This is a genomic window from Streptomyces sp. ALB3 (assembly GCF_044385685.1).
Classification (GTDB): Bacteria; Actinomycetota; Actinomycetes; order Streptomycetales; family Streptomycetaceae; genus Streptomyces.
Window position 1 is genome coordinate 25,165 of sequence record NZ_JBISCE010000008.1, and the last position, 13,171, is coordinate 38,335.

The 13,171-nt window shown below is 72.0% G+C and carries 15 protein-coding genes; 7 read left to right on the forward strand and 8 right to left on the reverse strand.

Annotated elements, in window-relative coordinates; genetic code table 11:
- Positions 1-47: 47 nt before the first annotated feature.
- The 3 genes from ACHFIV_RS07060 to ACHFIV_RS07070 are packed head-to-tail and all read left to right on the forward strand — an operon-like array spanning position 48 to position 2,003.
- Complete coding sequence (locus tag ACHFIV_RS07060; protein ID WP_398964757.1) at positions 48-911, forward strand: AraC family transcriptional regulator; 864 nt, start codon at positions 48-50, stop codon at positions 909-911.
- A 10-nt stretch (positions 912-921) separates the two neighbouring features.
- The gene (locus ACHFIV_RS07065; protein ID WP_398964759.1) at positions 922-1,701 is read left to right on the forward strand and encodes an AzlC family ABC transporter permease; all 780 of its coding nucleotides are present in this window, start codon (positions 922-924) and stop codon (positions 1,699-1,701) included.
- Positions 1,698-2,003 (forward strand): AzlD domain-containing protein, encoded by a 306-nt coding sequence (locus tag ACHFIV_RS07070; RefSeq protein WP_398964761.1) that lies wholly within the window; start codon positions 1,698-1,700, stop codon positions 2,001-2,003. The genes ACHFIV_RS07065 and ACHFIV_RS07070 overlap by 4 nt, the downstream gene beginning before the upstream one ends.
- 12 nt (positions 2,004-2,015) lie before the next feature.
- On the opposite strand, the gene ACHFIV_RS07075 is transcribed toward ACHFIV_RS07070, so the two are convergent.
- The gene (locus tag ACHFIV_RS07075; RefSeq protein ID WP_398964762.1) at positions 2,016-2,930 is read right to left on the reverse strand and encodes a hypothetical protein; all 915 of its coding nucleotides are present in this window, start codon (positions 2,928-2,930) and stop codon (positions 2,016-2,018) included.
- A gap of 80 nt (positions 2,931-3,010) precedes the next feature.
- On the opposite strand from ACHFIV_RS07075, the gene ACHFIV_RS07080 reads away from it, so the two are divergent.
- The 4 genes from ACHFIV_RS07080 (at position 3,011) to recX (ending at position 7,133) form a co-directional block, all read left to right on the forward strand.
- Positions 3,011-3,205: a DUF3046 domain-containing protein gene (locus ACHFIV_RS07080; RefSeq protein WP_398964763.1), complete on the forward strand. Its 195-nt coding sequence runs from the start codon at positions 3,011-3,013 to the stop codon at positions 3,203-3,205.
- A 204-nt stretch (positions 3,206-3,409) separates the two neighbouring features.
- Positions 3,410-4,555 (forward strand): AI-2E family transporter, encoded by a 1,146-nt coding sequence (locus ACHFIV_RS07085; RefSeq protein WP_398965927.1) that lies wholly within the window; start codon positions 3,410-3,412, stop codon positions 4,553-4,555.
- Between the two features lie 751 nt (positions 4,556-5,306).
- Entirely contained in the window at positions 5,307-6,440 is a 1,134-nt protein-coding gene (gene recA / locus ACHFIV_RS07090) for a recombinase RecA (protein ID WP_398964765.1), read from the forward strand.
- Positions 6,441-6,443: 3 nt separating this feature from the next.
- A complete protein-coding gene (gene recX, locus ACHFIV_RS07095; RefSeq protein WP_398964767.1) occupies positions 6,444-7,133 on the forward strand; it encodes a recombination regulator RecX in 690 nt (229 codons plus the stop codon).
- A gap of 438 nt (positions 7,134-7,571) precedes the next feature.
- Here recX and ACHFIV_RS07100 read toward each other — a convergent pair whose 3' ends face one another.
- From ACHFIV_RS07100 to ACHFIV_RS07130, 7 genes are all read right to left on the reverse strand, one after another.
- Positions 7,572-8,312, reverse strand: a complete 741-nt coding sequence (locus ACHFIV_RS07100; RefSeq protein ID WP_398964769.1) for a DUF6197 family protein — start codon at positions 8,310-8,312, stop codon at positions 7,572-7,574.
- 231 nt (positions 8,313-8,543) lie between these two features.
- Entirely contained in the window at positions 8,544-8,945 is a 402-nt protein-coding gene (locus ACHFIV_RS07105) for a rhodanese-like domain-containing protein (protein ID WP_398964771.1), read from the reverse strand.
- The gene (locus ACHFIV_RS07110; RefSeq protein WP_398964772.1) at positions 8,942-9,547 is read right to left on the reverse strand and encodes a cysteine dioxygenase; all 606 of its coding nucleotides are present in this window, start codon (positions 9,545-9,547) and stop codon (positions 8,942-8,944) included. The genes ACHFIV_RS07105 and ACHFIV_RS07110 overlap by 4 nt, the downstream gene beginning before the upstream one ends.
- Positions 9,548-9,623: 76 nt before the next feature.
- A complete protein-coding gene (locus ACHFIV_RS07115; RefSeq protein ID WP_311605579.1) occupies positions 9,624-9,710 on the reverse strand; it encodes a putative leader peptide in 87 nt (28 codons plus the stop codon).
- Positions 9,711-9,742: 32 nt separating this feature from the next.
- Positions 9,743-11,377: an FAD-dependent monooxygenase gene (locus tag ACHFIV_RS07120; RefSeq protein WP_398964773.1), complete on the reverse strand. Its 1,635-nt coding sequence runs from the start codon at positions 11,375-11,377 to the stop codon at positions 9,743-9,745.
- A gap of 195 nt (positions 11,378-11,572) precedes the next feature.
- Entirely contained in the window at positions 11,573-12,487 is a 915-nt protein-coding gene (locus tag ACHFIV_RS07125; protein WP_398964775.1) for an amino acid ABC transporter permease, read from the reverse strand.
- Positions 12,484-13,152 (reverse strand): amino acid ABC transporter permease, encoded by a 669-nt coding sequence (locus ACHFIV_RS07130; RefSeq protein WP_398964777.1) that lies wholly within the window; start codon positions 13,150-13,152, stop codon positions 12,484-12,486. Before ACHFIV_RS07130 ends, ACHFIV_RS07125 begins: the two co-directional genes overlap by 4 nt.
- Positions 13,153-13,171: the final 19 nt, after the last annotated feature.

Below are 13,171 nucleotides of genomic sequence, written 5' to 3' on the forward strand. Positions count from 1 at the left end.
GGATCCCAGGACCCCGGCCACCCGCCCGGACCTGCGACAATTCCGGTATGGCGGAGGTGGACCCGGCACGGGAGTGGGCGAGGCACTGGCAGTACGCCGAGCTGCCCGACCTCGATCTGCTGCGTGCCCGGTACGTCCGCCACACCTTTCCGCGCCACAGTCACGAGGGATACGTCCTCGCCACGATCACCGGCGGCGTCGAGCAGGTAGGTCTTCCCGGGGGCAGTGTGCGGGCCGGGCCGGGCACCGTCGTCATGATCAACCCGGAGGTCCCGCACACCGCCCGCGCCGGAGTGCCCGAGGGCTGGGCCTACGCCACCCTCTACCCGTCCACCCGGGTGATCGACGACGTAGCGGCCGACCTGACACGGCCGCGCGGCACCGTCGGGTTCACCGAGACCGGAGTGGGGGACCCTTACGCCGCCCGGCTGATCACCGACGTCCACCGTGCGGCCGAGGAGGGTAACGCCCTGGCCGCCGACAGCGTCCTTCGCGTCCTCGTCGCCCGGCTGCTCGACCGCCACGGCAGCGTGCTGCCGGCCAGGGTGCCGCATTCCGCCGGTGCCCGCGACGCCGCCCGCGCGCGGGCGGCACTGGAGGAGCGGATGCGGCGGCCGCCCACCCTGGAGGCGCTCGCCGCCGAGCTGGGGACCAGCCCCTTCGCGCTGCTGCGGGCCTTCAGGAAGCAGTACGGGATGCCGCCGCACACATGGCTCACCGATGCCCGGGTGCGGCGGGCCCGGCGCATGCTCGACGGGGGGACCGCACCCGCCGAAGCGGCCGTCGCCGTCGGATTCACCGACCAGCCCCATCTCAACCGCCACTTCACCCGGATCGTCGGAGTGCCTCCGGGGGCCTACCGGCGCGAGCGCGCAAGAACGTACAAGACCGGTACGGGGCTCTCCCCGTAGCGTCCCGGGCGTGGCAGAACAGACAGCACCCCCTCAGAACCCCTGCGACCCCGCCGTGCGGGACGCGGGTCCGCACCGACCGGACTCCGCGGTCGTCCGGGACGCACTCGGCGTCGGCATAGCCGTGGGCCTCTCCGGATTCGCCTTCGGCGTGACCTCGGCAGGCTCCGGACTGACCCTCCTCCAGACCTGCGCGTTGAGCCTCCTCGTCTTCACCGGCGCCTCCCAGTTCGCCCTCGTGGGCGCCCTGGCGGCAGGGGGCAACCCCTACACCGCCGCGGCGGGAGCGTTCTTCCTGGGCATCCGCAACGCCTTCTACGGGCTGCGGCTGTCACAGCTCCTGGCCCTGCCGCGCGCACTGCGCCCCCTCGCCGCCCAGTGGGTCATCGACGAGACGACCGCCGTCACCCTGCCCCAGCCCACCAGGCGTGCCGCGCGCATCGGATTCACCGTCACCGGGCTCACCCTCTACGTCCTGTGGAACCTGACCACGCTGATCGGCGCCCTCGGGGCGGAGGCCCTCGGTGACACCGACGCCTGGGGACTGGACGCGGCAAGCCCCGCCGTGTTCCTCGCCCTGCTCGCGCCGATGCTGAAGAGCACCACGGAGCGTGTCACAGCGGGAGTCGCCGTCCTCCTGGTCCTCGGCCTCCTGCCGGTGCTGCCGGCGGGTGCGCCCGTCCTCGTGTCGGCTCTGGCGGCGCCGGTCGTCCTCTTCCTGAAGGGCCGTGGCAGGAGAACCCCGGACGCGACCACCACCGGGAAGACCACGCCCGGGGAGGGCCGATGAACATCTGGACCGCCATCGCCCTGACCGCAGTCGGCTGCTATCTCGCCAAGCTCGTGGGGCTCCTGGTCCCCGCCGGTGTGCTGGAACGCCCCCTCGTGCAACGACTCGCAGCGCTCCTGCCGGTGGCACTGCTCGCCGCTCTCACCGCCCAGCAGACCTTCGCCGACGGACAGCACCTGGTACCGGACGCCCGGGCCGCGGGACTCGCCGCGGCGGCGCTGGCACTCGTCCTGCGCGCCCCGTTCCTGGTCGTCGTCGGAGCCGCCGTCGCGGTCACCGCCGTGGTGCGCGCCGTGCTCTGAGGACCGGACGGATCAGCGCGGACCGCGACCGTACGCCCTGAGGGTCCCCAGAGCTCTGAGTGTGACGATCGGACGGCCCTCCAGGGCCGTTCCGGGGGCCCACTGCCGCCAGTTGACCGGCCAGCCGCCGTCCTCCTGCTGCAGGGCCTCCAGATGATCGAGGGAACGCTCCAGTTCGCTGTCGCTGAACCAGCGGCGGGCGAGCGACGCGGGCGTGCGGGCGTAGTCGTAGGGGAAGTGGTGTTCCCCCGGGGCGTAACCGGGTGCCACCGGGTACTCCGCGTGGCGCCGCGGATCGAGCACCACCAACCGCTGGTCGCGCACGAGCCGTCCGAGCCTGTCGGCGGCCGACTCGGCGCGCGCACGGTCGGGTACACCGTCCAGGAAGGCTACGGCCGCCTCGATCTCGTACGGGTGGGACCGCTCCAGAGCGTCGACGGCCGCCCAGCAGAAGTCGGTGGCCCGGAACAGCCACGCGTGCCACACCTGATTGCGGTGCAGCAGTCCGACCACAGGGCCCGTCGCCAGGAGCTCGGCGGGCGGGTCGTCGACGACGGGGACGAAGGGCGCCGCGGGGTACCCGCGCTGGGAGGGGTGGAGCGCGGGCAGCGCGCCCTCCTTGGTCGACACGTCCGTCAGGTACCGGCAGATCCGCTCCACGCGCATGCCGCCGCACCGGCCGATCGAATCGAGGACGCTCAGTGCGTGAGCGGTGTGCAGCGGCTGACTGACGGGCCCGCGAAGATCGGGTTCGAGCGCGTGGCCGTAGCCACCGTCCTCGTTCCGGTAGGCGTCCAGCGCGGTTTCGACGGTGTCCGCGCTTCCCCCCAGGAAGAGATGGGCGAACCGCCGCTGTTCGAGGACGCGTGCGGTGAGCCAGACGAACTGCTCGGCGCGGGCGAGGGCGTTTGCTCCGGTTCCAGCCATGGTCCGACCGTAGACGGCGAGAGGCGGCCCGCAGGGCCCTCCCGGCCCGGCTGCACTCTCAGGAGCGGGATACTGGGGGCATGCGGTTGACGATTTTCTGGGAACGGATGGCAGATCACTTCGGCGAGACGTACGCCGACTCCTTCGCCCGCGATCACGTGATGGCGGAACTCGGCGGCCGTACCGTGCACGAGGCCCTGGCCGCGGGCTGGGAGGCCAAGGACGTCTGGCGGGCGGTCTGCGCCGCGGTCGGCGTGCCCCCGGACAAGCGCTGAGCGAAGTACCGCCTTGGGCCGGGCCGCGTCACCACGTCTCCCGCGCCCCGTCGCCACCGGGTCGCGGGACCGGCTGTCACCGCGGTGAGCGAGACTTGTGCCGTGGCACCGACAGACGAGACCGCCCAGACCCCGCCGCCCGCCTCGCCGCCCGTTCCTCCGGCCGCACCACCGCAACCGCCGCCCGGCACGGGCCCCGTCCGTATGCCCGGCTGGCTGCCGCGCGCGATGGTCATGGCGCTGGCGCTCTACGGGTGCTTCCAGCTGGGCAGCTGGGCCTTCCACCAGCTCATCGGGCTGCTGACCAACATCCTCATCGCCTTCTTCCTGGCGCTGGCCATCGAGCCGGCCGTCAGCAGGATGGCCGGCCGGGGGATGCGCCGGGGACTCGCCACGTTCCTGGTGTTCCTCGGCGTGCTGGTCGCAGGGCTCGGCTTCGTCGTCCTGCTCGGCTCGATGCTCGCGGGCCAGATCGTCGACATGGTGGAGGAGTTCCCCAAGTACCTCGACTCGGTGATCAACTGGGTCAACCAGACCTTCCGCACGGAACTCTCCCGGGTCGAGGTGCAGGACAGCCTGCTGCACTCCGACTGGCTCCAGCGGTACGTCCAGAACAGCGCGACCGGCGTGCTCGACGTGTCCACCACGGTGCTGGGCGGACTGTTCCGGCTGCTGATGATCTTCCTGTTCTCGTTCTACTTCGCCGCCGACGGCCCCCGTCTGCGGCGCGCGCTGTGCTCGGTGCTGCCCCCCTCCCGCCAGACCGAGGTGCTGCGCGCCTGGGAGATCGCGGTCGACAAGACCGGTGGATACATCTACTCCCGCGGACTGATGGCACTGATCTCCGGGGCGGCGCACTACATCCTGCTCCTGGCCCTCGGCGTGCCCTACGCGCCTGCGCTCGCGGTGTGGGTCGGCCTCGTCTCGCAGTTCATCCCCACGATCGGCACGTACCTCGCCGGCGCGCTGCCCATGCTGATCGCCTTCACCGTCGACCCGTGGTACGCGCTGTGGGTGCTCGGGTTCGTCGTGGTCTACCAGCAGTTCGAGAACTACGTGCTGCAGCCGAAACTCACGTCCAAGACGGTCGACATCCACCCCGCGGTGGCCTTCGGCTCCGTGGTCGCGGGCACCGCGCTGATGGGCGCCGTCGGGGCCCTGATCGCCATTCCCGCCATCGCGACGCTGCAGGCCTTCCTGGGCGCGTACGTGAAGCGCTACGACGTGACGGACGACCCGCGGGTGCAGGGCGGCCACCGCTGGCGCCGGGGCGAGCCGGCGCTCTCGAGGATCCGCCGCGCGGTGCGGCACGGGCGGGACGGCCCGGGCCCGGCCGGCGGCAGCCGGTGACATCGGCGGGCGGGCTCGGGTCCTGGACCTCCACGAGGCGTCGCCGGGCGTCGGGGCCCGGTCGTAGGGACCGGTCAAGCCGTAGACCTTCGTGAGCTGTCCGCCCGGCACCGGTCCGCCGGCCCACGGCGGACCGCCCACGAGCGCGGCTGCGGCGCGGCCGGCGTACGCCGGTGCCCCGGGGCGGGGGAGTGGGGCGGGTGGGTGACGGCGTCACGCCGGTCCGCCCCGGTGGACCCTGGTGGCCCGCATGTCGTCGACCAGGAGGGGAGCGACCCCTGCCCTCCCGCCCCTGGTACGGGCGAGCAGGCACTGCCTCGTGACGGGACGCGACGGCCGGGCCGGACGGGACGCCGTGGCCGCCCGACTGCTCCCGCCGCGCCCGACCGGACGGCGATTCCTCGGCCGGCACTGCGGGCTCCACGGCGACATGAGCGGCTTTTCACGACAGGCTTGGATGAGATGTCGCCCTGTCGCCCTGTCGACCGAACCCGGAACGGGCACGTCACTGCTCGTTCCACCGACGTGCCGGATACACGTTGTCGCCGGCCGCCGCGCTCAGCCGTGCGCGGTCGGCGTGTGCGCTTGACACCTAAATCGAACATCCATTCTCATGGGATTCCGGCCGGGTTTTGCCGGACCCGGCCATGGAGTTGTCCACAGGCCGGGAGGACGTCGAGGCCCATTGTCAGTGGCAGGGGTTAGCGTCTGTGACGTGAAGCGATCGACTCAAGCAAATCGGGTGGAACCCATGGCAGGAACCGACCGCGAGAAGGCGCTGGACGCCGCACTCGCACAGATTGAACGGCAATTCGGCAAGGGCGCGGTGATGCGCCTCGGTGAGCGGCCGAACGAGCCGATCGAGGTGATCCCCACCGGGTCCACCGCACTCGACGTCGCGCTCGGCGTCGGCGGCCTCCCGCGCGGCCGCGTGGTCGAGGTGTACGGCCCGGAGTCCTCCGGCAAGACGACGCTGACGCTGCACGCCGTGGCGAACGCCCAGAAGCTCGGCGGCTCGGTGGCGTTCATCGACGCGGAGCACGCTCTGGACCCGGAGTACGCGAAGAAGCTCGGTGTCGACATCGACAGCCTCATCCTCTCGCAGCCGGACAACGGCGAGCAGGCGCTGGAGATCGTCGACATGCTCGTCCGCTCCGGCGCGCTCGACCTGATCGTCATCGACTCCGTCGCGGCCCTGGTGCCCCGTGCGGAGATCGAGGGCGAGATGGGCGACTCCCACGTGGGACTGCAGGCCCGCCTGATGAGCCAGGCGCTCCGTAAGATCACCAGCGCGCTCAACCAGTCGAAGACGACCGCGATCTTCATCAACCAGCTGCGCGAGAAGATCGGCGTGATGTTCGGCTCCCCGGAGACCACGACCGGTGGCCGGGCGCTGAAGTTCTACGCCTCGGTGCGTCTGGACATCCGCCGGATCGAGACGCTGAAGGACGGTACCGACGCCGTGGGCAACCGCACCCGCGTCAAGGTCGTCAAGAACAAGGTGGCGCCTCCGTTCAAGCAGGCGGAGTTCGACATCCTCTACGGCCAGGGCATCAGCCGCGAGGGCGGTCTGATCGACATGGGCGTCGAGCACGGCTTCGTCCGCAAGGCCGGCGCCTGGTACACGTACGAGGGCGACCAGCTGGGCCAGGGCAAGGAGAACTCCCGCAACTTCCTCAAGGACAACCCCGACCTGGCCAACGAGATCGAGAAGAAGATCCTCGACAAGCTCGGTGTCGGCGTCCGTCCGGACGACGCCGCGGCGGAGCCCGCAGCCGATGCGGCGGTCACCGCGGGCGCCCCGGCCGACGGAGCGGCGGCCAAGTCGGTGCCGGCTCCCGCGACGAAGGCCAAGCCTGCCAAGACCGCGGCGGCCAAGAGCTAGGCCATGACGCGTCGCACGGAGTGGCCGGGCACCGGCGCCGCCGATACCGGCCCTGGCCACGAGTACGCCGCAGGGCCGTCCGAAGGCCCCCCGGAGCCCGGCCGGGGGGCCGGGTCCGGCGAGGGGACGGGCCGTCGTTCCCGCTCCAGAAGCAGCGGTTCCCCCTCCTCGTCGAGGGCCGAGCAGGGGGAACCGCGAGATCCGCTCGAGCAGGCGCGCAACATCTGTCTCAGGCTGCTGACAGGAACCCCGCGCACCCGTAAACAGCTGGCCGACGCCCTGCGCAAGCGGGAGATCCCCGACGAGGCGGCGGAGGAAGTGCTCTCGCGGTTCGAAGACGTGGGACTGATCGACGACGCGGCGTTCGCGGACGCCTGGGTGGAGTCCCGGCACCACGGCAGGGGGCTTGCCCGCCGCGCCCTCGTGCGGGAGCTGCGCACCAAGGGGGTGGACCCGGCGGTGATCGACGAGGCGGTCGGCCAGCTCGACCACGAACAGGAAGAGGAGACCGCCAGGGAGCTCGTCGCGCGCAAGCTCCGCTCGACCCGGGGACTGGACCGGGACAAGCGCCTGCGCCGGCTCGCGGGCATGCTGGCGCGCAAGGGCTACGGGGAAGGCATGGCTCTGCGCGTGGTGCGCCAGGCGCTCGAGGCGGAGGGGGAAGACACGGAAGGGCTGGACGAGCCTTTCTGAGGGGTGCCGGCACCCGCGGGGGAGCGGGGGAGGCTTCGGCCGGCGAGCCCGGGGGATGCGCCGGCCGACGCGAACGGGTCGGGACGGGTCGGCCGGGGCCCAGGCGCCGCCAGGAGCACCTGCCGGCTCCTGTGGACGGGACCGGGGGGCGTGGCAGCCGAGCGGCAGGCGCTGAGGCGCGTCGGCCGGGTGCGCACGGGGGAACAGCTCCGCACTCGGCGTGGAGCAGGACTCAGGGAGCAGCGCACAGGCCCCGAGGGGGTCGTCCGGCGGCGGTGGCGGAGGGGGCCACCGCCGCCGGGCCGCGCCCGGGGCCATGGGGAAGGCGATGGGTGCTTCGGCCGATCTGCGGGTCCGTGAGGAGACCGAGGCGCTCGTGGACGGGAGTGCTGGTCGGCCGCCCGCGTCCGGGCCGGACGGACGCCGGCACGGCCGTGCTCAGTGGCCCGCCAGGGACGCCCGCTCGATCGTGGCGTCGAGCAACGCCAGAGCCTCGGCGGCCGTGCGGCCGGGCTGCCGGTTCCAGGGGCCGATCAGGCCCGTCCAGCCCTGCGAGCGCAGCTCGGTGACGAGCCAGGCGCCGGCGTGGTCGACGGTCTCCAGTGATCCGTAGCCGAGCCGGTGGGCGGTCAGCATGGCCCCGCAGAGACAGCGGGCGCCGCGGGCGTTGCGCAGGCGGTAAGGCGTGTTCTGCCAGCCCCATTCGGTCAGGATCTGCCGGGCGTAGCCGAGATGGGCCGACGGACGCACATCGGGCTGCCCGATGCGACGCCACGCGTGCACGCGCTCGGGCAGCACGGCGCCCAGGCGTCCGGGGAGCGGCCGCTCACGGGGGCGTCGCGCGGGCATGGTCCGCAGCGAGTCCTCGATCAGCCGGTCGACGGGAACGGACAGCAGGTCCCGCCAGTCGGCCGGGTGTACGGGCGGTGCCTCGTCGACCCGTACGCACGCGGGAGACGCGGGCTCCGGGGCGGTGCCCCCCGGGGCCGGGTGCTCCGAGGCGGTGCCTGCCGGGACCGAAGGCTCCGAGGCTGAGGGCTCTGCGGCTGAGAGCTCCGCGGCCGGGTGCTCCGGCGCGGTGCGTTCCCAGTCCCTGACGATGCGCTGCCAGGCGTCCGTGTCATGGAGCCGGGAGGCCTGTGCGTCGAGCTGGTCCGGGGTGAGCTGAGCGATCTCCATCGGCACGACATCTCCGTACATTCCGGTCCTCGGTGATGAGGTGAATGTCCGTCGCGTGCGGCGATTGCTCCACCGGGGAGCGGCGTTCGAGTGGCCCGCGGCTCATTCGGGCCTGTCCGCAGCCGAAACGGCCGGTGACAGGGTCACCGGCCGTTTCGGCTCCCCGTCCGGGAGGTGTGCCGTGGGGAGGAGAAGCCGGTCACGGAGGAAGGGTGAGCCGGGTGCTCCAGGTCAGAGGGCGACCGGGAGCCCGGCCGCGCGCCACGCCTGGAAGCCGCCGGTCAGATCGGTGGCCCGGTGCAGTCCCAGCTGACGCAGGGAGGCGACCGCGAGACTCGACGCGTAGCCCTCGTTGCAGATCACCACGATCCGTAGATCGTGGCTCACCGCCTGCGGCAGGCGGTGGCTCCCCTGCGGATCGAGCCGCCACTCCAGCTCGTTGCGCTCGACGACCAGGGCCCCGGGGATGAGGCCGTCCTTCTCGCGCAGCGCCGCGTACCGGATGTCGACCAGCAGTGCGCCTTCGGCAGCCGCGGCCTCCTCGGGGCCGATCCGCTCGTAGGCCGACCGCACCCGCTCGAGCAGTTCGTCGATTCCCGCCTGCTCCCGGCGGCCCTGGCTGCCGCTGCTCACTGCCAGTCCTCCGGGCGCTCGGTCTGCTCCAGGCGCAGGACCGCTCCTGTGCGGCTGTAGCGGCGGATCCGTGGCAGGGGCGGATAGTAGGCGTGCACCGACACGGCGTGCTCCTCGCCGGACTCGTTGAGCACCTCGTGGACATGATGACGGCCGAACGCCCTGCCCTGGCCGGCGGCCAGGAGCCGGTCCCGGTCGATGCCCTCGCTCAGTTCGAGTGTCCTCCAGCCGTCGGTGGGCAGGCGGGCGGCCAGCGAGTGCTCCCTGAGGGCGCCCGCGGCGACGGTGAAGGCGCCCGTCGACTCGGCGTGGTCGTGCCAGCCGGTGCCGGTACCCGGAGGCCAGCTGATCAGCCAGGCCTCGCTGCCGCCGGGGCCGTCGAGCCGGAGCCAGGTGCGCCCTTCGGGATCGAGCGGAAGCGAGGCGACGAGCGCCTCGTCCTTCGCGGTCCGGCGGACGAAGTCGAGCAGCTCCGTGGCGGTCGGGGGCGGACCGCCCGCGCTCACGGCCGGAGCGGCCTCCGGGCCGACGGCGGCCGGGACCGGCGGGTCCGTGTCGACGGTGGACACGGACGTGGGCGTGGAGGAAGAGGATGCAGACACAGAGACCGTCCTGAGAAGAAGTCGCGTGGAGGCACGGCCGCGCGCGACACAGCGCGGCTCGCCGGATGGGTGCGATTCAGCAGGACGGGCGACACACGCAGCCCGCGTAGCGGACGAGGTCCATATGGACCCTCCGCCACAGGCGCACGTCGGTGTCGGTCATGGTCTGGAGTACACCATGTGCGCCCGTGGCGGTCAATTGACGTCGGCGGTCCGGCCGGAACCCGACGGAGTGTGCGCGTCGTCCTCGCGCGCCGTGTCCGCGCCGCCCCCGCGTGCCGCGTCGGCCGCCGCGAAGAGCTCTGCGGGCCGCACCCCGTTGAAGGCCGCGACGAGGTGTCCGTCCGGCCTGACCAGCAGCACCGTATGGGCCGTCGCCCCCGGGTAGCCCTCGGTCACCAGGAGTTCGGCCTTCAGGGGAAGTGCGTCCACCGCGTCGACGAGCCGGGGCATGACGCCCGCTGTCAGCCAGTGCCGTCTGTCCCACACCCCGGTGCCCGGTGCGACCAGGATCACCAGCAGGTGGCCGAGGCCCAGCCGCTCGCGCAGCCGTACCGTCCTCCCGTCGGGCGCGGTCACCCGCACGTCGGCTGCCGGCGCGCCGGGGGCCGTTCCCACGGGGGCGTGCGCCTCGGAGTGCTGAGGCGAAAGGGGGGAGTGCGCGTACGAGGGGGGCGCGCCCAGAGGCCCGCACCCGAGATGGCCGTCGGCGAGCAAGGTGTCGTGCCCGCGCGAGGTCCCGGGCACGAGCGTCCGGAGGCCCGCGCCGCCCCGCAGTATCGGCAGTGACTGGTCGGCGGCCCGCAACCGGGAGGCGACGGCGGCCCTGCGCTCGGCCTGGTAGCTGTCCAGCAGGAGCTCGGAGGCGCTTCGGTGCCAGGCCTGGGCCAGCTTCCAGGCCAGGTTCTCGGCGTCCCGCAGCCCTTCGTCGAGGCCCTGGGTGCCGAGCGCGCCCAGCAGGTGCGCCGCGTCCCCGGCGAGGAAGGCGCGCTTGACGCGCCAGCGCCTGGCCAGTCGGTGATGCAGCGTGTACACGCCCGTGTCCAGCAGGTCGTAGGCCGGCGTCTCACCGCACCAGCCCTCGAGGGTGTCGCGGATGCGGGTGATCAGGGCGTCCGGGGTGACGAGTTCACCACGCGGCGGAAGGAGCCAGTCCAGCCGCCAGACGCCGTCGGGGAGGGGCCGCGCGGTGACCTCGGAACCGCCGGTGCGCCAGGGCGGAGCCCGGTGCAGCACGGCCTCGCCCGGCCAGGGCAGTTCGGCCCGGAGCGCCGCTACCGCGTGCCGCTCGACCGCCGTACGGCCCGGGAACCCGATGTCCAGCAGCTTGCGCACGGTGGACCGCGCACCGTCGCAGCCCACCAGGTAACTGCCGCGCCACCAGGTCGGTTCCGGCTCCCGGGTGTGCACCGTGACGCCGTGCGCGTCCTGCTCCAGGGTGTCGATCCTGCTGAACGGGACCATGGTGACCAGGTCCCGCGCGGCGACCGCGGTCCGCAACCCTCCCGCGAGCGCGTGCTGCGGGAGATGGACGGGCGAGGGCAGCGGGACGGTGCCCTGCTCCTCGCCCAGCGGTACGGCCCGTACCAGTTGCTTGCGCCGCACCGACCGCCAGCCCGCCCACCGCAGTCCCTCCTGACGGAGCGTCGGGCAGCCGAGCCGTTCCACCAGGTCCGCGGTGTCCTCGCGCAGCACGACGGTGCGCGCGGGACGCGGTTCGTCCTTGCCGGGCCCTTCGTCGAGCAGGACGGAAGGGACGCCCTGCGCGGCGAGGGCGAGCGACAGCGCCAGCCCGACCGGCCCGGCGCCGACGACGATCACCGGGTCCACGGTGTGATCCTTCCGGCGCCGATCGTCGAGGTCGTGGGAGAGGGAGGGGGAGAGGAGGAGGCGGGGGTGGTTCGGGACGGGATCACAGAACGTATGCAACCGACTGGCGATGCGTGCGTCAAGTGACCCGGGAACGTGGCGGGGGGCGCCGCGGAAACGCCGGCGCCCCCCGTAGGTGCAATCGTCGACGGCCCGTCAGGTGGCGCGCCCGTCGTCGGTCACGAGCTTCGGTGTGCCGATGGTCTTGAGACCCCCGTCGGGGCCGCCGCCCACCACCACGCCCGTGCTCTTCTTGCCGCGCCGCAGCCTGCCTTCGAGCCAGCTCGCGAACGAGGTGATGGCGAAGTTCAGCGCGATGAAGATCAGAGCGATGATGGTGAAGCACGCGATGGTGTTCGCCCCGTAGTTCGCACTCATCGGACGGACCGAAGCGAGCAGCTCGGGGAAGGTGAGGACCGCACCGCCGAGCGCGGTGTCCTTCACGATGACCACGATCTGACTGACGATCGCGGGCAGCATGGCGGTCACGGACTGCGGCAGCAGGACGAACCGCATCGTCTGGCCCTTGCGCATGCCGATCGCCTTCGCGGCGTCGGTCTGTCCCTGCGGGAGGGACAGGATTCCGGCCCGCACGATCTCGGCGAGGACCGAGGCGTTGTACAGCACCAGACCCGTGACGACCGCGTACAGCGGGCGCACGTCGCTGGCGATGTCGGTGAACTCGGAGTACGCGGCGTTCGCCGTGATCATGAGGATCAGGACGGGGATGGCGCGGAAGAACTCCACGACGACACCGGAGGGCATGCGCACCCAACGGTGGTCGGACAACCGCCCGATACCGAAGAGCGCTCCGAGCGGCAGCGCGATCAGGAGGGCGAAGAACGCGGCCTTGAGCGTGTTCTGGAGCCCCGGCCAGAGGTACGTCTCCCAGGGCTGGGAGCTCGTGAAGAAGGGCTCCCACTTGACCCAGTCGAGCTGGTGCTTCTCGTCGAGACTGGTGTAGAGCCACCACCCCACGACCGCGAGAGCCGCTACGAAGATGACGGTGTACAGGACGTTGCGCCGCTTGGCGCGGGGTCCCTGCGCATCGAAGAGAACGGACGTCGTCATCGCTTCACCGCCACCTTCTTGCTCACCCAGCCGAGGAGGAGCCCGGTCGGAAGGGTGAGGCAGATGAATCCGAACGCGAAGATGGCGGAGATCAGGATCAGTTGTGCCTCGGCCTCGATCATGTCCTTCATCAGGTACGCCGCCTCGACCACGCCGATCGCCGCGGCGACGGTGGTGTTCTTGGTCAGGGCGATCAACACGTTGGCCAGGGGGTTCACGACCGAGCGGAAGGCCTGCGGGAGGATGATCAGCCGCAGTACCTGGGTGAAGCTCAGCCCGAGCGCTCGGGCCGCCTCTGCCTGGCCCGCGGGCACCGTGTTGATGCCGGAGCGCAGCGCCTCGCAGACGAAGGCGGCCGTGTAGAGGCTGAGCGCCAGTACCGCGAGCCGGAAGTTGATGACCTCGAAGTCGTCCCCGCCCCCGAGGGTGACCTGCAGGGTCTGGAAAAGGCCCAGGGACGCGAAGACGATGATGACGGTCAGAGGGATGTTGCGGACAATATTCACGTAAGCGGTGCCGAACCCGCGCATCAGGGGGACCGGGCCGACCCGCATACCGGCCAGCAGTGTTCCCCATATGAGGGAACCGAGGGCGGAGTAGACGGTGAGTTTCACCGTCACCCAGAAGGCCCCCAGTAGGTCGTAACCTTCAAGAAAGTCGAACACGATCTCCCGTGCTTCCACG

What these genes read in the sequence shown, in the direction of transcription:
- ACHFIV_RS07060 (WP_398964757.1), top strand. Translation starts at nt 48, where the DNA reads ATGGCGGAGGTGGACCCGGCACGGGAGTGGGCGAGGCACTGGCAGTAC.
- ACHFIV_RS07070 (WP_398964761.1), top strand. Translation starts at nt 1,698, where the DNA reads ATGAACATCTGGACCGCCATCGCCCTGACCGCAGTCGGCTGCTATCTC.
- ACHFIV_RS07075 (WP_398964762.1), bottom strand. Translation starts at nt 2,930, where the DNA reads ATGGCTGGAACCGGAGCAAACGCCCTCGCCCGCGCCGAGCAGTTCGTC.
- ACHFIV_RS07080 (WP_398964763.1), top strand. Translation starts at nt 3,011, where the DNA reads ATGCGGTTGACGATTTTCTGGGAACGGATGGCAGATCACTTCGGCGAG.
- ACHFIV_RS07085 (WP_398965927.1), top strand. Translation starts at nt 3,410, where the DNA reads ATGCCCGGCTGGCTGCCGCGCGCGATGGTCATGGCGCTGGCGCTCTAC.
- recA (WP_398964765.1), top strand. Translation starts at nt 5,307, where the DNA reads ATGGCAGGAACCGACCGCGAGAAGGCGCTGGACGCCGCACTCGCACAG.
- recX (WP_398964767.1), top strand. Translation starts at nt 6,444, where the DNA reads ATGACGCGTCGCACGGAGTGGCCGGGCACCGGCGCCGCCGATACCGGC.
- ACHFIV_RS07100 (WP_398964769.1), bottom strand. Translation starts at nt 8,312, where the DNA reads ATGGAGATCGCTCAGCTCACCCCGGACCAGCTCGACGCACAGGCCTCC.
- ACHFIV_RS07115 (WP_311605579.1), bottom strand. Translation starts at nt 9,710, where the DNA reads ATGACCGACACCGACGTGCGCCTGTGGCGGAGGGTCCATATGGACCTC.
- ACHFIV_RS07125 (WP_398964775.1), bottom strand. Translation starts at nt 12,487, where the DNA reads ATGACGACGTCCGTTCTCTTCGATGCGCAGGGACCCCGCGCCAAGCGG.